The organism is Lentzea sp. (assembly GCF_035525475.1).
GTDB lineage: Bacteria > Actinomycetota > Actinomycetes > Mycobacteriales > Pseudonocardiaceae > Lentzea.
The window spans coordinates 15,128-37,157 of sequence record NZ_DATLEC010000066.1; the positions used below are offsets into that span (position 1 = coordinate 15,128).

Genomic DNA, 22,030 nt, shown 5'->3' on the forward strand with positions numbered 1-22,030 from the left:
TGACGACGAGGACGGTCTACATGGAACACCGAGCTCTGATCTTCTCCGGCGGCAAGGTCTTCGACGGCACCGGGTCCCCGGCCGTGCCGGGTGACGTCGTGGTGCGCGGCGACCGGATCGACGCCGTGCTGCCCGCCGGGACCGCCGAGGCCGGACCGGACGACCGGGTGGTGGACTGCCGCGGCACCACGGTCATGCCCGGCATGGTCGAGTCCCACTGCCACCTGACGTTCCCGTCCGCGGTCGGCCACGTCGACCCGTCGTTCAACCCGCCGATCGACGTCAGCTTCTTCCACCGCATGCCCACACCGGACGAGCACCTGGCCATCGCCGAGCGCAACGCCCGCATCCTGCTCGACCACGGGTTCACCAGCGCCTACTCCGCCGGTTCGCTCACCCCGGTGCCGACCGAGGTGCGGCTGCGCGACCGGATCGCGGCCGGTGAGGTACCCGGCCCCCGCATGCGGGCGGCGTCGTTCGAGCGCGACAACAACCCCGTGCGGATGGGACCGGACGGTCCCGTGCCGCAGCGGACCGGCCCGGACGCCGTCCGCGCGTTCGTCCGGGAACAGGCGGAGCTCGGCTTCGACAGCGTGAAGCTGTTGATGAGCAACGACGACGTCTTCGTCGAGGGCGGCTCGATGATGACCCAGTACACCGCCGAGGAGGCCGATGCCGCGGGCGAGCAGGCCCGCGAGTCCGGGGTGTGGCTCAACTGCCACGCGCAGGCCCCCGAGTCGATCAAACTGGCGGTGCGCGCAGGGTTCCGGTCGATCTACCACTGCTCCTACGCCGATCCCGAGGCGATCGACCTGCTGGAGGAGCACAAGGACTCGATTTTCCTCTCACCGGCCGTCGGGATCATGTGGGCCAACGTCCACGAAGGCGCCGAGTTCGGCATCGACCGCGCCCTGGCGGAGAAGATGGGGTCGGTCCGTTCGCTGGAGGCGATGACGGAGCTGTACCCGGAGCTGCGCAAGCGCGGCCTGAGGGTGCTGCCGGGCGGGGACTACGGCTTTCCCAACAACCCGATCGGCCGCAACGCGCGAGATCTCGAGCTCTTCGTCCGCCTGTTCGGGTACTCACCCGCCGAGGTCCTGCAAGCCACGACGCAGTACGGCGGGCAGGTTCTGGACATGCCGGTCGGGGTGCTGACACCGGGGTACTTCGCGGACGTGCTGGTGGTCCAGGGTGACCCGACCGAGGACGTGACGATCCTGCAGGACCAGGACAACCTGCTCGCGATCGTGCAAGGTGGCCGTTTCCACAAGATGCCGGGAGCGCTGGCCGGGTGAGGTTCGAGGCGGGCGTCGTCTACCGCGAGCTGACAGGTTTCCGGCCGCTGGAGCTCGACCTGTACTCGCCGGACGACCCGGTGGCCACGGTCGTGTACCTGCACGGCGGCGGATGGCGGCGCGGCTCCCGTCGCCGTCCGGTGGTGCCGGGTTGCTTCGAACGCCTTGTCGCGGAAGGGTTCGCGGTCGCGACCGTCGACTACCGGCTCAGCGGCGAAGCCACGTTTCCCGCTCCGCTCGAGGACGTCCTGGTCGCGCTCGACCACCTGCGGCGCCCCGCGTTCCTGCTCGGCGAGTCGGCCGGCGCGCACCTGGCGCTGCTCGCGGCCCTCACCGGCTCGTCCCCGGTGCTGGGTGTGGTGGCCTGGTTCCCGCCGACCGACCTGCTGGCCATGCCGGCGGGACCGACCTCCCGCGAGGCCGGTCTGCTCGGCGCCGCTCCGCACGACGTGCCCGAGCTGGCTCGGGCGGCGAGTCCGGTGGCGCACGTCCACGCCGCGGCGCCCCCGGTGCTGTTGTTGCACGGCGACAACGACAACCTGGTACCCGCGGAGCACAGCGTCCGGATGGCCGAGGGGCTGCGCTCCGCCGGCGCACCGGTGGAACTGGAGCTCGTCCCGGGTGCCGGGCACATGTGGCTCGACGCCGACACCGAGTCCATAATGGATCAATCGGTCACTTTTCTCCGCCGTCTGGCAGCACCACCGAAGCGATGAGGTCCAGCGCCCGGCCGACCGGTTCCAGCGCCGAGGACAGGTTCAGGAAGCCGTGCAGCATCGACTCGACCTGCACGTGCCGGACATCCACACCGGACTCGGCGAGCTGACCGGCGAAGACCTGACCCGAACCGCGCAGGTCGTCGTACTCCGCGGTGAGCACCAGCGTGCGGCACAGGCCTTCCAGCTCCGCCAGGCCCGGCATGGCGTACCCGTCCGCGCGGCTGACCGGGCCGCCCAGGTAGTTCTCGGTGATGCGGCGCACCTCGTCGGGCGGGAAGTGCAGCAACGCGGGGACTTCGGCCATGCGTGCGGTCAACGACGCGGGAGCCGGCGGCAACCGCGGGTGCAGCACCGGGTAGACCAGCGCAAGTCCCCGCGGCTGCCAGTCGTCCTCGTCGCGCACCTTCAGCGCCGCGCCCGCCGCGAGATTGCCGCCCGCACTCGCGCCGCCCGCGCAGATGCTGGTCACGCCGAGATCGTCCGCCTGGTCGCGAACCCACCTCAGGACGGCCACCACGTCGTCGTGCGGCACCGGGTAGCACACACCACCCGTCGCGAGCCGGTAGTCCACGCTCACCACGACCGCTCCGGTGCGCGTCACCAGTTCGCGGGCGACCCAGTCGGCCTCCGGCATCTCCAGGTCGCCCATGCGGAACGCCCCACCGTGCAGCCACACCAGGCAGGGCTGGTCGTCGCCGTGGTCCTGCCGGTAGATCCGCGCGGGCACCGGACCGTGCGGGCCGTCGACCGACACGCTCTGCCAGGGCACCTCGGGTGGAGGTCCGCCTGCCGGGGTCCGGCTGAACTCGGCGAACCGGTCACGCAGCGCGGGGTCGGTGATCAGCGCCTCGAACGAGGTGATCCCGTCGAGCAACGGGAACTTCGCCGCGATGAGCGGGTGCACGGGCATGCGGTCAGCCTTTCGACTCGGTGACGCGGGGGATCCAGTCTCCTGCGGGCACGGCGTGACCGAGCGGGAACGTCGGGTTCTCGGTGCCGCAGGGGAGGTCCTCGGGGTGGGCGGCGACGGCGGCCATCGAGCTCGGCAGCTCGAACGGGAGCCTGCCGCCCGGGCGCGCGTGCCCGAACACCACGTCCAGAACGGCCTCGTCCTCGGCGCCGAAGTCCCCGAGCAATCCGGCGGCGTGCTCGGCGAGCTCAGGCACCACCGCCGGGCGTTCCAGGAAGATGTCGATCACCGTCGGCACGGTGGCCGCGAGCCGCAGCAGGTGGTCGAGCTGCTCGTCCGGCAGGTCGAGCCGCCCCTGGTGGAAGAACGCCTCCGGCAGCCGCTGCCGGGGCTCGTGGGGCGTCGTGATGCGCACGAGCGCGACATCCGCGTCCGCCGGACTGTCCACAACGGACGCGTACCGCGCCGCGACGGTCGGGTCGATGCCCTCGACGTAGAGGCGAACACCGGTGGCCAGGGGCAGGACGCCGTTGTTGGTGAGCAGCACCATCGACTGGCGTTGCGCGGCTTTGCCCTCGGCCACGAAGTCCGCCTGGCCGACGATCGCGGCGGCGCGGTCCTCGTCCACGTAGCGGTTCTCGAAGAGCCCGAGCCGGAACATCAGGGTCAGCACCCGGCGCACGGAGTCGTCGACCCGCACCTCGCTCACCCGCCCGCTCGTCACCAGCTCGACGACGACCTCCGGGCACCACTCACCGCCGAACTGGTCGACGCCGGCCTCGATCAGCTGCCTCGCCCGTTCGGTGCGGTCGAGGTGCGTGAGCCCCCACGCCCGTGCGGGCCACACCGACCCGTCCGGCAGCACAGAGTCGGTCAACAGCCCGAAATCGGTGCACACGAGACCGTCGAAGCCCTCGCCGCCACGCAACTGCCCGGCGATCACCTCGGGGTCGAACGCGAACCCCACCTCGCGCAGACCCCGGACACCGACCGGACGGCCGTAGTAGGGCATGACGGCGGCGGCACCGGCCCGCAGCGCGGGACCGAACTGGGCGCGGTGCTGCTCGTAGCGGCCCGCGGGGTAGACCTGGTCCTGCCCGGAGGGGAAGTGCGCGTCCTCGCCACCTGCCTGCGGCCCGGCGCCCGGCCAGTGCTTGACCATCGCCGCCACCGACGCCGGTCCCAGGTAAGGCCCCTGCAACCCCTCGACGTAGGCGCCGGCGAGCCGGCCGACCAGTGCCGGGTCGGCACCGAACGTGCCGGAGACGCGGCACCACCGCGGCTCTGTAGCCAGGTCGGCCATCGGGTGCAACGCCAGCCGGATGCCGACCGCGGCGTACTCCGCCCGCACCACCGAGGCGAATCGGCGCACCAGCCGCTCGTCGCCGAGCGCGCCCAGCCCGAGCGGTTCCGGCCACCGCGAGCAGTTGCCGGACGGCACGGACGTCAGCGGGTTGGCGTTCGCCGAGTGCCTCGGGTCCGACGACACCAGCACCGGGATCCCGAGCCTGCTCCTGGCGGCGAGCGCCTGCACCCGGTTGTGCCACCGGGCGAGCTGCCGCGCGGACACCGGTGCCATCAGGCTGAGGCACCGCAGGTGCAGGTCCTCGACCGCGTGCGTGGTCGGGGCGACCGGCAGCGGACCGTGCGACTGCTCGACCAGGTCACCGTCCGGGCTCACCGCGACGGGCGTGTGGCACAGCAGACCCGCCTTCTCCGGCAGGGTCATCCTGCCGACCAGGTCGTGCACGCGGGCGTCGACCGGCCGGTCCGGGTCCTGGTACGGCAGCATGCGCAGAGCATGGGCCGACGATCCGGTTCACCCACACCGACGTGTCATTCAATGGCAACCGTGCGGCGTGCGCCCAGCTCGCGCGAGATGCCGAGCGCCGCGGTCTGCACGGCCAGGCCGAGTCGCCTGGGCTGCGCAACTCGTTGCGGCACCAGCACTCCCAGCACACCCGGCACCGTGTCGTCCGGACCGAACACCGGTGCCACGACGGACACGATCGACTCGTGCTCGTCGTCCCGCCGGAAGATCGCCAGCCTCTCCCTGCGCACTTCGGCTAGCGTGCGCCGCAGCTTGTCCGTCGGGATGAGCTTGTTGTCCGGCTCGCTGTACACCGGCCGCGAGAGGAGCTCCTCCTGCACCTCCAGCGGCGCGAACGCCAGCAGCACCAGCCCGACGCCGGTCGAGTGCAGCGGTAGCCGGCCCCCGATGCGGTAGTCGACCGGTGCGGCGTGCCGGGAGGACAGCCGTTCGACGAGCATCGCCTGCATCCCGTCGCGGACCGCGAGCTGGACGTGCTGACGGGTGACTTCGGCCAGGTCGTTCATGAACGGCAACGCCACGTGCCGCAGGCCGTGCCCGCGCGGCGCGAGAGTGGCGACCTCCAGCAGCCGCAACCCGATGGAGAACCGCCCCGACTCGTCCCGTTCCAGCGCACCCCAGTCGACGAGCCGGTTCGCGAGGCGCAGCGCCGAGCTCGGCGGCATCTCGGTGCGGCGGCTCAGTTCCGCCAACGACAACGCGCGGTGCTCCGCGTCGAACGCCGCGAGCAGGGACAGCGCCCGGTCCACCACGGGCTCGCCGTGCGCCGGCCGACGCCCCCGCTTTCTCGCCGACGTTCCATTGGTTGGCATGAGCGGGGACCATACCGCAGGCTGCTGGTCATCCTCGCCCGCAACTGCGGCGAAAGGTGCCCGACGATGAGCGCTTTCCTCCAAGACCACTCGACCGGGTCGACCCAGGCCTGGCCCAACCCAAGCGGCGGCTTCCTCTTCTTCCTGGGCCTCGCCGCTGTCGGTGCCGGCATGGGAAACCTGGTCCCGGCCGTGCTGACCACCTCGCTCAAGGCGACGGCTCTCGATCCGGCCGGCGCGACCACCCTGCTGTCCACGGTGATCGGCATCAGCGCCCTGTGGTCACTGCTGTCCTTCCCGGTCCTGGGACGGCTCAGCGACCGCACGACAGGCCGTCTGGGCAGACGCAGGCCGTTCCTGCTGCTCGGCGCCGCGCTGTTCGTCGTGGGCGCGGTGCTCATGCTGATCGGGCAGAGCACGCCGGTGCTGGTGCTGTCCGGCATCGCCACCGCGCTCGGGTTCAGCTCCGCCACGGTGGCGTGCACGGCGGTCGTCGCCGACCAGTTCGCGCCGGAACGCCGCGGCCCCGCGTCCGCGGTCGTGGGGCTCAGCCTCCCGGTGGGCGCGGTCGCCGGGCTCTTCATCGCCCAGCTCGTCGCGCCGGACCTCGACGCGATGATCCTGCTCCCGGCGGCGATCGCGGCACTCGGCTGCGTCGCGTTCGCCATTCGGCTGCCCGACGCGCGAGCGACCCGGCGGGAGCCGTTCGGCTGGATCGACCTGCTGCGCACGTTCTGGGTCAGCCCGCGCCGCCGGCCGGACTTCGGCTGGGCGTGGCTGAGCAGGCTGATGGTGTTCCTCGGGGTGGCCGCGATCCAGGCCTACCAACCGTTCTACCTGATCGTCGTGCTGCACCACCCGCCCGCCGAGGTGGCGAACGCGGTCTTTCTGTCCACTTTGGTCCTGACGGTGATGGCGCTTCTCTTCGCGCCGTTGGCGGGGAAGCTGTCCGACCGCGTCGGCAGGCGCAAGCCGTTCGTCGTCGCCGCCGCGGTGATCTTCGCCGTCGGCCTGACGACGGCCGCGTTCGCGACCTCGTTCGGCATGTTCCTCGTGGCCGTCGCGATCGTCGGCCTCGGCCAGGGCGCCTACTTCGCCGTCGACATCGCGCTGATCACCCAGCTGCTGCCGGACCCGGACAACCCCGCCAAGGACCTCGGGATCATGAACATCGCGAGCACGCTGCCGAGCTCGCTGATCCCCGCGATCGCGCCCGCCGTTCTGGCCATCGGCGCCACCGCCGCCTCGCCGCAGAACTTCACGGCCCTGTTCGTCCTCGGTGCCGTCGCGGGACTGGTCGGCGCCGTGCTGGTCCTGCCCATCCGCAAGGTCTCCTGAAAGGAGCAGTCCCGTGGTGTCACGACGAACCCTGTTCGCAGCCACAGCGGCGATCGCCGTCCTGCCCTCCACTGCCGGTGCGACCACCCGCACCCCGGTGGTGCGCAAGGACCGCACCGCGACCTTCACCTTCCGCGCTCCCGCCGCCCGCACCGTCGAGGTGCGCGGCGGCTGGGGGCCGTCGTTCGGGCTGATCAACCAGCCGATGACCAACGACGGCGGGGGAACCTGGACGCTCACCACCGGTCCGCTGACGCCCGACTACTACCAGTACAGCCTCGTCGTGGACGGCGTCGAGACCAAGGACCCCACCAACCCCAGCTCCGTCCACTCCAGCCCGTCGCTGTCGACGTTCCTCGTACCAGGCAAGGGAACCGAGTTCCTCGTTCCGGGGCCGGGGCCTCGGGGCCAAGTCAGCGAACTGACCTACCACAGCACGGTCACCGGATCACGGCGCGCGGCGACCGTGTGGATGCCGCCGGGACACCGTGGCCGGAACCTGCCGACCTTCTACCTCCAGCACGGGGGCGGCGGCGACCACCTCGACTGGATCGAACCCGGACGCGCGAACGTCATCCTCGACAACCTGTACGAGGCAGGTCGTCTGCGGCCGATGGTCGTCGTGATGCCGGACGGCACCGTGCCGGGAGCCACCGGCCTGCCGGGCGACGACTCCTATCCCGCCGAACTGCTGGACAACCTCGTCCCGGCGGTGGAACGCGCGTTCGGCGTGCTGCGCGGCCCTGAACACCGGGCCCTCGCCGGGTTGTCGCTGGGAGGGTTGCAGACGTGGAACGTCCTGCTGAGCCGGCCGGGGTCGATGGCTCACATCGGCGACTTCAGCTCCGGTTACTTCCCCGAAGTGCTCGACGGGCTCGTCACCCGGCACGCCGACCTGCTCCGCGATCCCCGGGTCGACCAGCGCACACGTCTGCACCGGGTCTACTGCGGCAACCCGGACGACATCGCCTACACCAACAACGTGGCCACCCGCGCGGTCTTCGAACGCTTCGGCATCCGTCACACGTACTCCGAGTTCGCTCCAGGCGGCCACACCTGGCAGACGTGGCGTGACAACCTGCGGGACTTCGCGCCCCGGTTGTTCCAGCGGCACGACTGAACCCCTGGGTCACGGCGTGATGACGATCTTTCCGTGCACGTGGCCGGCGGCCTGCAGGGCGACGGCCTCGCGGATTCGGTCGAGGGGGAACGACGATGCGATGGGCACGAAGAGGTGGCGGGCGACGACCGCGTCGGCGATGCGCTCGAGTGCGTCCGGTGCGGCGGCGAACGCACCTGTCGCGTGCACGCCGGGGATGCGGTGGTCCGCGCGACGGTCGAGGCCCGTGCCGGAGGCACGCCGAGGACGAGCGCGGCCTCGGCGGTCTCCGTGCCGTGCAGGTCGATGGCGGCGGTGATGCCACCCAGGGCAAGCGCGCGAACCCGGTTCGCGAGGCCGGGGCCGTAGGTGGTCGGTATCGCGCCGAGCCGCTCCACGAAGTCGAAGGGTCCCGGTGACGCGGTGCCGATCACGGTCGCACCGGCCAGCCGGGCGAGTTGTACGGCGAGGACGCCCACGCCGCCGGCAGCGCCGCCGACGAGAAGGGTGGCGGCCGGCCCGAGGCGGACCGCGTCGAGGGCGGCCGCCGCGGTGAGGCCGGGCGTGGGCAACGCCGCGGCGAGCACGCCGCCGTACACGCGCTCGCCCTGGACGGAGCCGGTGACGCCGTGCCCGACCTCGTCCACGACACCGGCGAGATCGCAGCCGAAGCCGGAGGGGCTGGTGATGCCGAACAAGGCCCCGTACCCGCCGCCCGGCCCGCACCGCTTCGGTCACCGCGCGCACCACCTGGTCGGTCGAGCCGGCCACGCGGATCTCGTCCGGCCGTCCCCCGTGCCGGAAGTTGTTGCCGCGCGACAGGTTTTCGTACCGCGGGTCGCCCGGCCGGATCTTCACCGGCCCGAACACCGCCGGTCCGAACACCGCCTGCTCGGCGACCGCCGCCTGCGTGGATGCTCCGGCTGTCAGCGTGGCGCCTGCCGCGGGACCCGCACTGGCGAGCAGCACACGACGACTGATCTGGTTGTGCTCCGACCGGCTCATCCGCGATCCCTTCCGGCGTCGGTTCTCTGGCACGCACACCGTCCTAGCGCCGGCACCGGGCGCACATCGACCGAATCCGGGGTCAGCGGCTGGAACTCGGTCCACCGGACAGTCATGCCGCATCCTCTGATCGGAGGACCTAGGTGGCCCGCCGAGTTGCCAGTCGCGGAGCTCAGACAGACCTGGCGTGCTTGATGAGAAGGTCGGCGAAGGTGTCCGGCTGGTCGATCGGGGTGATGTGACCGCAGTCTTCGAGCAGGTGCTGGTCGAGGCGGTCGGTGATCGGCTCTAGCTGGCGGGCGGTGACCGTGCCGACCACGCCACCGCCGATGGCGAGGGTCGGCGTCGTCAGTCGCTGGTCCTGCGCCCGGTTCCCGATCCATTCCGTGGTGGCCGGCATCGCGCGGTAGTGGTCGAAAGCGTTGCTGAGCCTCGTTTTGCTCCGGTAGGCCTCGACGATCACCTGTGTGAGGTCTGCCGGCAGACCTCGGCGGCTGCCGGCGGAGAGGAAGAAGCGGATGTAGCGCTCCGCCGAGTTCTCCAGGACGTCCTCGGCCAGGCCGCCGGGTGCCTGGTGGAAGCCGAACCACCACGGCGGCCCCTGCCGCAAGAAGGCTTCTGCGCCGGGTAGAAGCCCGATCAGCCCTTCCGACAGCGTCAGGCTGCTCACGCGCTCGGGCGACGATGCCGCCAGGGCGAATGCCGGCGTGACGCCCAGATCGGTGCCGACGACGTGTGCTTCGTGCTCTCCTAGAACGTCCAACATCCGGAGCAGGTCCGTGGCGATCGCGGATGCCTGGTAGCCACGGACGGCGGCGGTGCTGTCACCCAGCCCGTGCAGGTCCGGTGCGATGGCCCGGAAACCTGCCGCGGCCAGCCGGGGTGCGACATCGCGCCAGATCGCGCGGGTGTGCGGGAAGCCGTGCAGCAGCAGCACGGCTGGTCCCTGCCCGAGGGTCTCCACGGCGAGTTCGACCCCGTCGATCGGTATCCGGTGCACGGTCGCGCCGGGAAGGTGGGGAGACAGAGTCAGCTGGTGCACAAGGCCCTCCTTGGTTACGCTTGGGAACGTGGTAACTGTAGGAAACCGCCAGTGAGCGGGGAAGAAGGCACTTTGGCGGCACCAGGTGACGTCGGGGTAACCGCCTCGCGCCAGGGGGACCTGTTCGATCCCCTGTGCCCGACGAGGCACCTGCTCGACCGGGTGGGGTCGCGGTGGTCGGTCATGGCGGTGCTGTCGCTTGCCGCCACCGAGGGCGAGTTGCGGTTCACCGAGCTGAAGCGCGAGATGACCGGTGTGTCGCAGAAGATGCTGGCGCAGACCCTCAGGGCGCTGGAACGGGACGGGCTCGTCGGTCGTCGTGTCGAGGCGAGCAAGCCTCCGCGGGTGTACTACCGGCTGACCGGCTTGGGCACGACGCTCGTCGCGCCGCTGGAGGGGCTGCGGGTGTGGGCTGAGCGGTACATGCCGGTGGTCCAGCAGAACTGCGCCGTGTTCGACGCCGCCGACGGTCTCCATACCCGGTGACGTCACTGGTGCGTTTGCACACCTGATCCACACAGGTTCCTCACGAGCGACCGCGAGGATCACCGCATGAAGCGGATCGTGGTCGTCTGCGCGGCCCTGGTCCTGGCGTCGTGCTCCGCGCGGCCGGAGAGCGGCGGCCAGGAGGCGGCGTCCCTGTCCCTGTCCCCCCGGTCGGCACGTCGGCATCGGCAGCGCCCGAGGGGCAACGACCGCGCGGACGCCTGGACATGACGCCGGAGGACCACGACGCCCTGCTCGCGCCCTACCTCCGGTGCCCCACGGACCACGGTGTGGACAAGAGGGCCGACCCGCCGCCGTCCAAGGAAGTCACCGACAGGGCGACCCGGAGGCCACCGACTTCGCCCACCGCGTCGTGCAGTGCCGCGTCAGAAGGGCATCCGGTACGTCGAGGTGTACCGGGAACCGGACTCGGAGATGGTCGGCCTCTCCTGCAGTGGCCCGAACAACGACCAGGAGTCGATCACGCTCGGGTTGCAGCACATCAAGGAGCGCCAGATCGAGGTGTCGAAGAAGTAGGCCCTCCGGTCAGGACGGAGTGTTCCCCCGCGTCTTCGTCACGATGGCGCTCATCACGACGTCGAACAGGCGCTCGGCGCGCGCCTCGAGGCCCGGCTGGTCGCTGAGCCAGACGAGCGAGGAGACCAGGGCGAACAGGTCGGCGCCGTCGAGGTCGGTGCGCGCCTCACCGGCCTCCTGGGCGCGGGTGAGCAGCCGCGCGCCGGACCCGCGCATCGCGACGCACGAGCTGTGCAGCGCTGACTCGGGGTCCTCGATCGCCTGCACCATCGCCGTCACGACGCCGCGGTAGTTCGTGCAGACCGCGATGAAGTCGCGCAGCCACAGCGTCAGCGCCTCGTCGGGCGGGTTCGAGGCCTCGACCTGGGTCGCCCGCTCGGTCAGCTCGTCGAAGCTCGTGCGGAGCAGGGCTTCGAGCAGCGACTCCCTGGTGGGGAAGTGCCGCTGCAACGTGGCCAGCCCGACTCCCGCGCGGCGGGCGATGTCGCGCATCGACGCCTCGCTGCCGTGCTCGGTGATGACGGTGCCGGCGACGTCGAGCAGGCGGTCGCGGTTGGCCTTGGCGTCCGCCCTCATCTGCGCTCCTTGCGTAAACGGGTCAGTGACCCATATATTCGGGTCAGTGACCCGGATAAACGGGTCCGTGACTCGTTTAGAGCTTACCCCCGTGAGAAGTGGAGAGAGCTGTGCCGACTGAGACCATGAACGCGATCCGCCTGCACGAGTACGGCGGGCCCGAGGTCCTGCGCTACGAGGCAGCGCCCGTGCCCGAGCTGCACGCCGGTGAACTGCTCATCCGGGTGCACGCGGTCGGTGTCAACCCGCCCGACTGGTATGCGCGGGAGGGCATGCCCGACGTGCCGGAGGAGCTGAAGCCGCCGGTCGAGCTGCCCCTGATCCCCGGGACCGACGTGTCGGGTGTCGTCGCGGCGGTCGGCGACGGCGTCGAGGGCTTCGCGGTCGGCGACGAGGTGTTCGGCATGCTGAACTTCCCGTCCTCCCTGCAGGGCAACGCCTACGCGGAGTACGTCACCGCGCCGGCGTCGGACTTCGCGCACAAGCCGGTCGGCGTCAGCCACGAGCACGCCGCGGCCGTGGCCATGTCGGGGCTGACGGCGTGGCAGTTCCTGATCGAGCTCGGCCACGACTTCCCCTCGCCGTTCCAAAAGGCCCCGCACCGCCCGGTGGCGCTCGGCTCCGGGAACACCGTCCTGGTCAACGGCGCCGCCGGGGGCGTCGGGCACCTCGCGCTGCAGCTCGCGAAGTGGAGGGGCGCGCGGGTCGTCGCCGTCGCCTCCGCCGGCCATGGGGAGTTCCTGCGCGACCTCGGCGCCGACCAGGTGATCGACTACACGAAGGACAGCCCCGAGGAGGTCGTCCGCGACGTCGACCTCGTCCTGGACTGCGTCGGCGGGACTCGGAGCAGGCGGTTCCTCAAGTCGGTCAAGCGCGGCGGTTCCCTCTACCCGGTCTACTTCGGCGAGTTCGACGACGAGGAGAACGCGAGGCTGGGCATCACGGTGACGTCCACGCAGGTCCGGTCGAACGGCGCGCAGCTGGCCGAGATCGCCCGCCTGCTCGAGGACGGCACCCTCCGCGTCGCGATCGACAGCACCTTCGCCCTCAAGGACGCCCAGGCCGCGCACGAACGAGCCGCTCGGGGACACCTCCGCGGCAAGATCGTGCTCACCGTCGCATGAATCCGGCGGAACGGCTCGCCGTCCACGACACCCTGTCCCGCTACGCCTTCGCGCTCGACCGGCACGACCCGGCGGCGCTGGAGGCCGTCCTGACCGACGACGCGACCTGGACGTTCGAGATCCCCGGCGCGCCCGCCCTCGGCCCCGTCGCCGGACGCGAGACGATTCTGGAGTTCGTGCGAACCGCGTGGGCCGCGGAGACCGGGCAGCGGCGGCACCACCTGACCAACGTCGTCGTCCGCGGAGATGGCACCGCGACCGCGTACCTGATGCTGACGTCGAACGCGGCCGTGCTCACGACCGGCGTCCTCACCTTCCGGCTCGACCACGCCGGGGGTGAGTGGCGGATCGCGGAGCTCGTCCTCGCCGCCGACAACGCCTGGTCGTGAGTCGCTTGGTCACAGGACGAGGACGAGCTTGCCTCCCGGACGCGACCTTCGCCGAGCTCGTGGCCCAGGCCGCCGCCGAACTGTCCGAGGCGGTCGGGCCGTCGTCTCGCACGCGCCCGGGTGCGTGACAGCGGACGTCGTTCAGCGGTTGTCCGAGGTGTCGCCCTTGGCGAACGGTGCCGCGCGAAAGCTCGACTCGTCACCCATGTGGAAGAACAGGTGTCCGGAAAGCGTGCCGTCCGGAGCCAGGGCGGCCCAGCCTCTCCCGCTCACCTGATCGCCCTCGTCATCGCCGTCCCAGCTGAACTCGACGAACGGGTGACCGTCGCGCTTGCCCCACCGGCAGTCCATCCACCCGCTCACGGCCACGATGCCGAAACGGCCTGTTCCATCGGCTGTGAACTCGATGAATCCAGGTCCCAGGAGCTCAACGGCTTCCTGGTCCCACGTCTCCATCTCACAGATCCGCCATCGTCCGACTGGTCTCTTCACGGGTTCTTCCTGTTCTGTCTTCGGGGTCACGAGTTGGTGACGGCTTGCCCGACTTCCCTGATCACCTTGCGCAGCCAGGCGTGCCCGGCGTCCTGGGCGTGCGCAGGATGCCACCACATGGCTTCCTGCAGCGGCACGGACGGAAAAGGCGAAGGCAGGACGCGGACGCCGAAGGCGGGGAAGAGCTCGGTCAGCCTCTTCTGCACGAGCGCGACGCGCCTGGTGTTCGCGACCAGCATGGGCAGCAGGTGGAACGAGGACACCGACACGTCCACGTGGGGACTGATCCCCAGCATGCTCAGCTGACGCGTGACCGGTGCGTCGTAGGCGCGTTGGTAGACCGCCCACGGCAGGTGCGCGAGCTGGTCGAGTGTGAGCTCGTCACCGACCTCGGGGTTGCCCTCGGCCACCAGGCACACCCACTGGTCGCTGAACAGCTCGACCGCGGGGAAGCCGTCGATGACGCCGTGGGGGAGGAGGAGACCGTCCACCGTGCTCAGAAGCGTCCCGAGGTTTTCCTGGAGGATGGGCGATGTCTGGTGGAAGGTCAGGTGGACTCCGGGGGCTTCGTCGTGGAGCACGCGGGCCAGGGGGACGCCGAGGACCGTCGCGCCGTAGTCGGAGCTGATGAGGGTGAACTCGCGGCTGTCGGTGGCGGGGTCGAAGGTGGCCTGGCTGGTGAAGGTGCGTTCCAGGACGTCGCACGCGGTGGCCGCGCGGTCGAGGAGGACGGCGCCGAGGGGCGTGAGGTCGTAGCGCGAGCCGGTGCGGGACAGCAGCGGGTCGTCGAAGTGGCGGCGGAGACGGGCCAGTGCCGCGCTCATGGCCGGTTGGGTCAGTCCGATGCGTTGTCCTGCCCTGGTGACGTTGCGTTCCTCGAGCAGGGCTCGCAGGGCGACGACGAGGTTCAGGTCGAGATTCGACAGGTTCACCGCGCCTCCAGCATCCATGTCATGGATGAAGAGCATCCAGAACATTCATTTCCGTGATCGTTTGACGCCGGTCACAGTAGTCCTCGAGACACGGGAGGACACCTGATGGCAACACTCGCGCAACCGGTCCGGTTCGCACTGGGCACCTTCTCCGGCGGTGGGGAGCCGCCGTTCCCCGGCCTGGTCGTCGACGACCGCGTGCTGGACCTCGGCGCGGCGCTCCGGTGGCAGCCCGCCTCCACCGTCGCGGTCCTGGATCGCTGGGACGAGGCCCTGCCGGCGTTGCGCGACCTGGCGGGCGATGGAAACCAGGCGTGGCGGCCGCTGGACGGTCTGCGGGTGCACGCGCCGGTCGAGCCGCGGCAGGTGGTCCAGTCCGGCGCCAACTACCGCCAGCACGTCATCGACCTCGTCGTCGCCAACCGGCCGGAGGACGCGGCCGAGACGGAGGACGAGGCGCGGGAGCGCGCGGCCGCGTTGATGGACCGCCGTGCGCGGGACGACCAGCCGTACGTGTTCACCGGCCTGCCCTCCGCGGTCACCGGTCCGTACGACGACGTCGTTCTCCCGTCGTGGACCACGCAGCCCGACTGGGAGCTGGAACTGGTCGCGGTGATCGGCAGGCCCGCGTACCGGGTGTCCACGGAAGAGGCGCTGGAGCACGTCGCCGGCTACACGATCGCCAACGACCTGACCGCGCGCGACCTCGTGTTCCGCAAGGACATGAAGGAGATCGGCACCGACTGGTTCCGCGCCAAGAACGCTCCGGGCTTCACCCCGCTGGGGCCGTTCGTGGTGCCCGCCGAGTTCGTCCCCGACCCGATGGACCTGCGGCTGACGTTGCGCCTCAACGGCGTTCCCATGCAGGACGAGTCCACAAAGGACATGATCTTCGACGTCGCACGGGTCGTCTCCTACGCCTCGCACACAGCCCGGCTGCTGCCCGGCGACATCGTGCTCACGGGATCTCCCGCCGGTAACGGCATCCACCACGGTCGCCTTCTGCGTGACGGCGACGTCATGGAGTCCACCATCACCGGTCTCGGCGTCCAGCGCACCCGGTGCGTCGCGGAGGAGCAGGCGTGAACCGCGACGATCCCGAGGGCGCGATCGCGGACGCCGCGAAGACCTGTTCCAACTGGGGACGTTGGGGCGAGGACGACCGCATCGGCACGCTGAACTACCTCACGGCCGAGAAGCGCACCGAGGGAGCCGCCCTGGTGCGGCGCGGCGACAGCTTCTCGTTGTCCCTGCCGTTCGACATGAACGGACCGCAGAAGGGCTGGCGGCGGCGGACCAACCCCGTCCACACCATGCTCGACACGGGAACCGACGCCGCGGCGGGTCTGCAGAACTTCCCGCACGGCATCGGCGGCGCTGACGACGTGATCGCCATGCCGCTGCAGTGCTCCACCCAGTGGGACGGTCTCGGCCACATCTTCGACCACGGACGGGCCTGGAACGGCCGGGACGCGGGTACCACGGTCACGTCCGAAGGCGACCTGGTCACCGGCATCGAGCACATGGCAGCCCACGTCGCGGGCCGGGCCGTGCTGCTCGACGTGGGCCGAGTCGTCGGTGGTGGCGAACTGCCCGACGGCTTCGCCATCACCGAAACCCACCTCGTGGCCACGGCCGAGGCACACGGGGTCGCTGTCGGCCGCGGCGACATCGTGCTCGTGCGCACCGGGCAGCTGGCCCGCGCGAAACGCGACGGCTGGGGCGACTACGCGGGAGGCCCGGCACCGGGCCTGTCGTTCACCACCGCGGAGTGGTTGCACCGCAGCGAGATCGCCGCCATCGCCACGGACACGTGGGGGTTCGAGGTCCGCCCCAACGAGTTCACCGAGGCGTTCCAGCCGTTGCACCAGGTCGTCATCCCCCACATCGGGCTCCTGGTGGGGGAGATGTGGGACCTGGAGGCGCTGGCCGACGACTGCGCCCGCGACGGGGTCCACGAGTTCTGGCTGTCCGCCGCCCCGCTTCCCGTCACCGGAGCCGTCGGCTCGCCGGTCAACCCGATCGCCGTCAAGTAACCACGAGGAGCTTCCATGCCCCGCACCGTCCTCGTCCTCGGCGGTGGCACCGCCGGGAACGCGCTGACCGTCCTGCTCCGGCGGGACGGTCATCTGGTCGACCTCGTGGAGGCCAAACCCGACTGGAACGCCTCCGCGGGCTCCGGGATCACCCTCCAGGGCAACGCCTTGCGCGTCCTGCGAGACGTCGGTGTGCTCGACGACGTCCTCCGCGACGGGTTCCCCTTCAACGACCTCGGCATCCTCGACCCGGCCGGAACGGTGCTCGCCGTGCAGCCGGGCGTCTCCTTCGGCGGGGACGACCTGCCCGCCACCGTGGGAATGCGACGACCACGCCTCCAGCAGATCCTCATCGACGCCGTTCGCGCGTCGGGGGCGACGGTGCGGCTGGGCCTCACCGCCACCGGGTTCGACCAGCACGACGACGGCGTCGGGGTGACGTTCTCCGACGGCACGCGCCAGCGCTACGACCTGGTCGTCGGCGCGGACGGCCTCAACTCGGCGACGCGGCGCCTGATCGGGATCGACGACGTGCCCGTGCCGACCGGCATGGCCATCTGGCGCGCGCCCGTGCCGCGGCCGTCGGGGGTGGAGCACACGCAGATGATCTACGGCGGAGCGTGCTTCATCGCGGGCTGCTGCCCGACCGGGCCCGACACCGCCTACGCCTACCTGGTGGAGCGCAACCGCGACCGGGCCACCATCGCGCCGTCCACCTACGCAGACGAGATGCTGGCGCTGGCGAAGGACTACGGCGGGCCGTGGCCGGAGATCCAGGAAGCCCTGACCGATCCGGAGCTGGTCAACTACACCTGGTTCGACCGGTTGCTGGTCGACGGCCCGTGGCACCGCGGGCGCGTCGTGCTCGTCGGCGACGCCGCACACGCCTGCCCTCCGACGCTGGCGCAGGGCGCCGCCATGTCCCTGGAGGACAGCCAGGTCCTCGCCGAACTGCTGGCCGCGCACGACGTGTGGGACGACGCGGTGCTCACCGAATACCGGGCGCGGCGCTATGAGCGCGTTCGCACCGTGGTGGACGCGTCCGTCCAACTAGGACAGTGGTTGCTCGACGGTGTCCGTGATGCCGACGTGCCGGGCCTCATGGGCCGCACGATGGCGGTGCTGGCAGGCCGGCCGTGACGACACCCCCTACGACGACACCGACCGTGGACGTGCACGCGCACGTCCTGCTGCCCGAAGTGGACCGCCTCGTGGCGGAGACCAGTGGTCACGCCGAAGCACGCGAGCTCGATGCCCGCCGCAACGGCCCTGAGGCGTTGGCCGTCAGCGGTGCGATGGTCAGGGACCGGCTGCAGCTCCTGACCGACGTGGTCCACCGGCTCGCGGCGATGGACATGGCCGGCGTCGACGTGCAGCTCGTCAGCCCGTCGCCGTCGCACTACCACTACTGGGCCGAGCCGGAACTGGCGCGAGCGGTGTGGGAGACGGCGAACACCTCCACCGCCAAGCACTGCGCCCAAGCTCCGGATCGCCTGCGCGGCCTCGGACTGGCGCCGTTGCAACACCCGGACCAGGCGGTGCGGGCGCTGGACCACGCTCTGAGCGCGGGGCTGGCCGGGGTGGAGATCGGCAGCCACGCTCCCGGCCGCGAGCTGTCGGACCCGGCGTACGAACCGTTCTGGGCACTGGCCGCGGAGACCGGCGCGATCATCTTCCTGCACCCCTTCGGATGCACGTTGAACGAACGGCTCGACCGCTGGTACCTGTCCAACAGCGTCGGCCAGCCCACCGAGAACGCCGTGGCCCTGTCCCACCTCATCTTCTCGGGCGTGCTGGACCGCCATCCGGAGCTGCGCGTCGTGGCGGCGCACGGTGGCGGTTACCTGCCCACCCACATCGGGCGGGCCGACCACGCGTGGCACGTCCGGCCCGACGCACGGGGCTGCGCCCACCCGCCCAGCCACTACCTGCGCCACAACCTGTTCTTCGACTCGCTCGTCCACGACGCCGGCGTGCTGCGCGAACTGGTGCGCGTCGCCGGAGCGAGCCGCGTCCTGCTCGGATCGGACTTCCCCTTCGACATGGGCGCCGACGACCCGCTGGAAACGCTGCGCGCCGCAGCACTGTCCGAATCGGACTTCGACACCATCCGCGGTGGCAACGCCGCCGCGGTGCTCACCCTGGAGGAGAACCGGTGACCAGGCGATTGCTGACCCACCTGAGGCACGTCGACCTCGCCGTGCCCGACTACGACAAGCAGCGCGAGTTCTACGCGGGGGTCTGGGGCCTGACCGAGGTCGCGAACGACAGCGGGCTGAGCTTCCTCGCCGCGGAAGGGTCGCCAGAGCAGTACGTGGTCCGGCTGCGCAAGGCGGACGACAAGCGCCTGGACCTGGTCGCGTTCGGCGCCGCGAACACCGACGACGTCGACGCGCTCGCCGACTCGCTCATCGCAGCCGGGGTGCGGCTGATCAGCACCCCCGACAAGCTCGGCACGCTCGGCGGCGGGTACGGCTTCCGGTTCTTCGACGTCGACGGGCGCACGGTCGAGGTCTCCGCCGACGTGGACACGCGCACGCACCGCCGCGTCGAGGAGAAGGAGGCCATCCCCGTCCGGCTGTCCCACGTCGTCCTCAACTCGCCCGACCTCAACCGGACTCGGGCCTGGTACGAGCAGCACCTGTCCTTCGCGCTGTCGGACAGCCTCAGCTCGCCCCACATGGGCGAGCTCATGCACTTCATGCGCATCAACCCGCAGCACCACAGCCTGGCCCTCGCGAGGGGACCGCACACGTCGCTGCACCACATCTCGTTCGAGATGCGCGGCATCGACGAGTACATGCGCGGCACCGGTCGCCTGCTGCGCGCCGGGGTCCGCAAGATCTGGGGACCCGGCCGGCACCTCGCGGGCGACAACACGTTCTCCTACTTCTTCGACCCGCACGGCAACACGGTCGAGTACACGACCGAGCTGGAGATGCTGGACGAGGACGCGTGGCACCCGAGCGTCTACGACCTCTCCCAGCCGGAGGTCTCCGACCAGTGGGGGACGGCCAACCCGATGAACGAGCTCGTGGCCAAGGAGTCGTTCAACGACCCCGACCGCGGCTGCTTCGTCGCACCGCCGGTGTGACGCCATGAGGTTCGCGAGGTACTCGCACGAAGGAAAAACGCGCATCGGCGTGCTCGACCACGACCTGCTCCACCCGGTCGACGCGGGCTCGCTCGTCGAGGTCCTCGACGACCTGACCGCCGCGGGCAACGAGGCGTTGTCGGCGCCACCGGGTCCGCACATCTCGGCGGTGCGTCTACTCGCACCACTGGAACCGGCGTCGGTGCGGGACTTCGTGACGTTCGAGGAACACGTCGAGGGCATGCGGGCGGGAACGGGGGTGCCGGAGCAGTGGTACGCGGCGCCGACGTTCTACTTCACCAACCCGCACGCCGTCCTCGGCCCGGACGACGACGTGCCGCTCCCGCCGGGCTGTGAGCGGTTCGACTTCGAACTGGAGGTCGCGGCGGTCATCGGACGCGAAGGCCGCGACCTCACGGCCGACGAGGCACGCGGCCACATCGCCGGGTACACGATCTTCAACGACTGGTCCGCGCGCGACCTGCAGACCGCCGAGATGGCGGTGGGACTGGGACCGTGCAAGGGAAAGGACACCGCGACCACCCTCGGACCCTGGCTGGTCACCCCGGACGAGCTCGAGCCGTGGCGCGACGAGGACGGCCTGCTCCGCCTCGCGTTGACCGCGGAGGTCAACGGCGAGGTGGTCGGCGAGGACCTGTTGTCGAACATGAGCTGGACGTTCGAGGAGATGGTCGCCTACGCCTCGCGGGGCACGTCGGTGCGGCCCGGCGACGTGCTCGGGTCCGGCACCTGCGGCAACGGGGGATGTCTGGCGGAGCTGTGGGGGCGGGGCTCGGACCGTCCGCCGCTCAGGCCCGGTGACACGGTCACCCTCACCGTGGAGGGCATCGGCCGGCTCACCACCACCGTGACCGCCGGAGGGACGGTCCACCCGCTGCCCCGTGCTCGCCGGCGACCGCGGAACAGGCCGTGACTTCGCTGTCCTGGTGGCCGCGCCCGAGCAGGTGACCCACCTGCCCGGGCGCGGCCATGCCGTCCAGCGGCACCACCCGCGGACCGCGGCGATGCTCACTGGCCGACGCGCACCGGCTTGGCGTCGACCGAGCCCACGGCCTTGCCGACAGGCGAGAGGACCAGCGCGACCAGACCGATCACCAGAAGGGCCGAGGAAAGTCCGTTGATCGCCTCGGACAGGGCCAGAACCGCGAGCGGGCACACGAACTGCCCGATGAACAGCGCCGCGGTCCACACGCCGGACGCGCGGGGACGCTGGTCGAAGCTGAGCCTCCCCAGCGCCCACGTGATCAAGGCGGGCAGGAGCAGGCCGTTGCCGACTCCGGTGACCACGGCCCCGGTGATGACGAGAGGAAGCCCGGACGCGAAGGCGAGCACACCCAAACCGATGCCGGAGAACAGGAACGCGAGCGTCAGGGTGAGACCGGGACCCCGGTCCGCCAGCCGTGCGAACAAAGTCGCGCCGGCAGCGGTCGCCAGTGAAGCCAGCGCACTGATCACACCGATCGTGGCCGGGGAGTCGACACCGACGCCGCCCAGCACGTAGGGCAACTCGACGATCAACGTGTAGAAGACCAGGCCTCCCACCAACGTGACACCAACGGGAACGGCCAAACGACGCCACGCCAGCGGAACCGCCCCGGACCGCTCCTGGCTTCCGGTGGGCTCCCAGAGGTACCTGATCGCCAGCAGTGCGAGAGGAAGGCTGGCGGCGTAGAGCCAGAACGGTGTCCTCCAGCCCAGGCCGCCGAGCAACCCGCCCAACGCGAAGAACAGGGTGGCCGCAACGGTCGTGCACACCGTCTGCAGGCCGAAGTACCGCTGCCGCTGCTGCCCGTGGAAGTAGTCGGCGAGCAGCGTGGTGCAGCAGGTCATGATGGCGGCCTCGGCGATCCCGACGAGGACGCGGCTGGCCACGATCAGCCCCAGCGACGGCAGCCACAGCGGCGCGGTCCCGAAGAGCCCGTACGCGACAAGGCCGATGACCAGCAACCTCTTGCGGCCCGTCCGTCCCACCACACGTCCCGCGACGGGGGCCGTCAGCCCGATCATCAGCGCGGGCGCGGTGAGGACGATCGGCGTGAGAGCCGCTACGCCGGGGGTGGAGGCGAACGCCTGCTGGATGTTCGGCAGCACGGGCGCGAGCAACACCGAGCCGAGCACGGGGAGGCAGCTCGCGAGCAGCAGGACGACCGCTTGGGAACGACCCGCGGGGTGCACCACTTCGGGTTCGATGACTGGATTCGGCACGGCGTCTCCGTTGAGGTGTGCATGCCGATCTCCGGTGACCGGCATCACTTGGCCCAGTTTTGGCGTCGTCCTGGGCTGTGCGGAAAT

General features: G+C 70.8%; 24 protein-coding genes. 15 read left to right on the forward strand and 9 right to left on the reverse strand.

All coding sequences use genetic code 11. The annotated features are described in order from the left end of the window. The first annotated feature begins 20 nt into the window (after positions 1-20). Both VM306_RS11305 and VM306_RS11310 read left to right on the forward strand, forming a co-directional pair. The gene (locus VM306_RS11305) at positions 21-1,295 is read left to right on the forward strand and encodes an amidohydrolase family protein (RefSeq protein ID WP_325513879.1); all 1,275 of its coding nucleotides are present in this window, start codon (positions 21-23) and stop codon (positions 1,293-1,295) included. Next, positions 1,292-2,011, forward strand: coding sequence for an alpha/beta hydrolase fold domain-containing protein (locus VM306_RS11310; RefSeq protein WP_325513881.1), 720 nt, complete (start codon positions 1,292-1,294; stop codon positions 2,009-2,011). Before VM306_RS11305 ends, VM306_RS11310 begins: the two co-directional genes overlap by 4 nt. On the opposite strand, the gene VM306_RS11315 is transcribed toward VM306_RS11310, so the two are convergent. Genes VM306_RS11315 through VM306_RS11325 form a run of 3 tightly spaced genes read right to left on the reverse strand, consistent with a single transcriptional unit; the run spans position 1,971 to position 5,567 of the window. Further along, entirely contained in the window at positions 1,971-2,924 is a 954-nt protein-coding gene (locus tag VM306_RS11315) for an alpha/beta hydrolase (RefSeq protein WP_325513883.1), read from the reverse strand. The two genes, VM306_RS11310 and VM306_RS11315, sit on opposite strands and share 41 nt — an antisense overlap. A 4-nt stretch (positions 2,925-2,928) precedes the next feature. Beyond that, positions 2,929-4,716 (reverse strand): glycoside hydrolase family 3 protein, encoded by a 1,788-nt coding sequence (locus tag VM306_RS11320; protein ID WP_325513885.1) that lies wholly within the window; start codon positions 4,714-4,716, stop codon positions 2,929-2,931. Positions 4,717-4,760: 44 nt separating this feature from the next. Then, entirely contained in the window at positions 4,761-5,567 is an 807-nt protein-coding gene (locus VM306_RS11325; protein ID WP_325513887.1) for an IclR family transcriptional regulator, read from the reverse strand. 66 nt (positions 5,568-5,633) lie between these two features. Between VM306_RS11325 and VM306_RS11330 the strand changes: the two genes are divergently transcribed. Further along, positions 5,634-6,905: an MFS transporter gene (locus VM306_RS11330; RefSeq protein ID WP_325513889.1), complete on the forward strand. Its 1,272-nt coding sequence runs from the start codon at positions 5,634-5,636 to the stop codon at positions 6,903-6,905. A 16-nt stretch (positions 6,906-6,921) separates the two neighbouring features. Beyond that, on the forward strand, positions 6,922-8,025 hold the full coding sequence (locus tag VM306_RS11335) for an alpha/beta hydrolase-fold protein (RefSeq protein ID WP_325513891.1): 1,104 nt from the start codon (positions 6,922-6,924) through the stop codon (positions 8,023-8,025). A gap of 9 nt (positions 8,026-8,034) precedes the next feature. Here VM306_RS11335 and VM306_RS11340 read toward each other — a convergent pair whose 3' ends face one another. After that, complete coding sequence (locus VM306_RS11340) at positions 8,035-8,214, reverse strand: zinc-binding dehydrogenase (protein WP_325513893.1); 180 nt, start codon at positions 8,212-8,214, stop codon at positions 8,035-8,037. 967 nt (positions 8,215-9,181) lie between these two features. Next, positions 9,182-9,946: an alpha/beta hydrolase gene (locus VM306_RS11345; protein ID WP_325513895.1), complete on the reverse strand. Its 765-nt coding sequence runs from the start codon at positions 9,944-9,946 to the stop codon at positions 9,182-9,184. 156 nt (positions 9,947-10,102) lie between these two features. On the opposite strand from VM306_RS11345, the gene VM306_RS11350 reads away from it, so the two are divergent. From VM306_RS11350 to VM306_RS11360, 3 genes are all read left to right on the forward strand, one after another. Next, the gene (locus VM306_RS11350) at positions 10,103-10,537 is read left to right on the forward strand and encodes a helix-turn-helix domain-containing protein (protein WP_325513897.1); all 435 of its coding nucleotides are present in this window, start codon (positions 10,103-10,105) and stop codon (positions 10,535-10,537) included. Between the two features lie 66 nt (positions 10,538-10,603). Next, the gene (locus VM306_RS11355; RefSeq protein WP_325513900.1) at positions 10,604-10,768 is read left to right on the forward strand and encodes a hypothetical protein; all 165 of its coding nucleotides are present in this window, start codon (positions 10,604-10,606) and stop codon (positions 10,766-10,768) included. A gap of 147 nt (positions 10,769-10,915) precedes the next feature. Continuing rightward, entirely contained in the window at positions 10,916-11,074 is a 159-nt protein-coding gene (locus VM306_RS11360; RefSeq protein ID WP_325513902.1) for a hypothetical protein, read from the forward strand. A 9-nt stretch (positions 11,075-11,083) separates the two neighbouring features. Here the strand turns inward: VM306_RS11360 and VM306_RS11365 are convergent, their stop codons facing one another. Beyond that, on the reverse strand, positions 11,084-11,650 hold the full coding sequence (locus VM306_RS11365; RefSeq protein ID WP_325513904.1) for a TetR/AcrR family transcriptional regulator: 567 nt from the start codon (positions 11,648-11,650) through the stop codon (positions 11,084-11,086). A gap of 110 nt (positions 11,651-11,760) precedes the next feature. Between VM306_RS11365 and VM306_RS11370 the strand changes: the two genes are divergently transcribed. Next, entirely contained in the window at positions 11,761-12,774 is a 1,014-nt protein-coding gene (locus VM306_RS11370; RefSeq protein WP_325513907.1) for an NADP-dependent oxidoreductase, read from the forward strand. Beyond that, positions 12,771-13,163 carry a nuclear transport factor 2 family protein gene (locus tag VM306_RS11375; RefSeq protein WP_325513911.1) on the forward strand — a complete coding sequence of 131 codons (393 nt, stop codon included), beginning with the start codon at positions 12,771-12,773 and terminating at the stop codon, positions 13,161-13,163. The genes VM306_RS11370 and VM306_RS11375 overlap by 4 nt, the downstream gene beginning before the upstream one ends. A gap of 141 nt (positions 13,164-13,304) precedes the next feature. On the opposite strand, the gene VM306_RS11380 is transcribed toward VM306_RS11375, so the two are convergent. Together VM306_RS11380 and VM306_RS11385 are read right to left on the reverse strand one after the other, a co-directional pair. Then, a complete protein-coding gene (locus VM306_RS11380; RefSeq protein WP_325513913.1) occupies positions 13,305-13,619 on the reverse strand; it encodes a hypothetical protein in 315 nt (104 codons plus the stop codon). A 62-nt stretch (positions 13,620-13,681) separates the two neighbouring features. Continuing rightward, complete coding sequence (locus VM306_RS11385; RefSeq protein ID WP_325513915.1) at positions 13,682-14,587, reverse strand: LysR family transcriptional regulator; 906 nt, start codon at positions 14,585-14,587, stop codon at positions 13,682-13,684. A 105-nt stretch (positions 14,588-14,692) separates the two neighbouring features. Between VM306_RS11385 and VM306_RS11390 the strand changes: the two genes are divergently transcribed. The 6 genes from VM306_RS11390 to VM306_RS11415 are packed head-to-tail and all read left to right on the forward strand — an operon-like array spanning position 14,693 to position 20,651. Beyond that, positions 14,693-15,673 carry a fumarylacetoacetate hydrolase family protein gene (locus VM306_RS11390; RefSeq protein WP_325513917.1) on the forward strand — a complete coding sequence of 327 codons (981 nt, stop codon included), beginning with the start codon at positions 14,693-14,695 and terminating at the stop codon, positions 15,671-15,673. After that, positions 15,670-16,623 carry a cyclase family protein gene (locus VM306_RS11395; protein ID WP_325513919.1) on the forward strand — a complete coding sequence of 318 codons (954 nt, stop codon included), beginning with the start codon at positions 15,670-15,672 and terminating at the stop codon, positions 16,621-16,623. The genes VM306_RS11390 and VM306_RS11395 overlap by 4 nt, the downstream gene beginning before the upstream one ends. Positions 16,624-16,638: 15 nt before the next feature. Beyond that, positions 16,639-17,763 (forward strand): FAD-dependent oxidoreductase, encoded by a 1,125-nt coding sequence (locus VM306_RS11400; RefSeq protein WP_325513921.1) that lies wholly within the window; start codon positions 16,639-16,641, stop codon positions 17,761-17,763. Next, positions 17,760-18,782: an amidohydrolase family protein gene (locus VM306_RS11405; protein WP_325513923.1), complete on the forward strand. Its 1,023-nt coding sequence runs from the start codon at positions 17,760-17,762 to the stop codon at positions 18,780-18,782. The genes VM306_RS11400 and VM306_RS11405 overlap by 4 nt, the downstream gene beginning before the upstream one ends. Continuing rightward, on the forward strand, positions 18,779-19,717 hold the full coding sequence (locus VM306_RS11410; RefSeq protein ID WP_325513925.1) for a VOC family protein: 939 nt from the start codon (positions 18,779-18,781) through the stop codon (positions 19,715-19,717). Before VM306_RS11405 ends, VM306_RS11410 begins: the two co-directional genes overlap by 4 nt. 4 nt (positions 19,718-19,721) lie before the next feature. Continuing rightward, on the forward strand, positions 19,722-20,651 hold the full coding sequence (locus VM306_RS11415) for a fumarylacetoacetate hydrolase family protein (RefSeq protein WP_325513927.1): 930 nt from the start codon (positions 19,722-19,724) through the stop codon (positions 20,649-20,651). 95 nt (positions 20,652-20,746) lie between these two features. Here VM306_RS11415 and VM306_RS11420 read toward each other — a convergent pair whose 3' ends face one another. Continuing rightward, positions 20,747-21,943: an MFS transporter gene (locus VM306_RS11420; RefSeq protein ID WP_325513929.1), complete on the reverse strand. Its 1,197-nt coding sequence runs from the start codon at positions 21,941-21,943 to the stop codon at positions 20,747-20,749. Positions 21,944-22,030 lie beyond the last annotated feature (87 nt).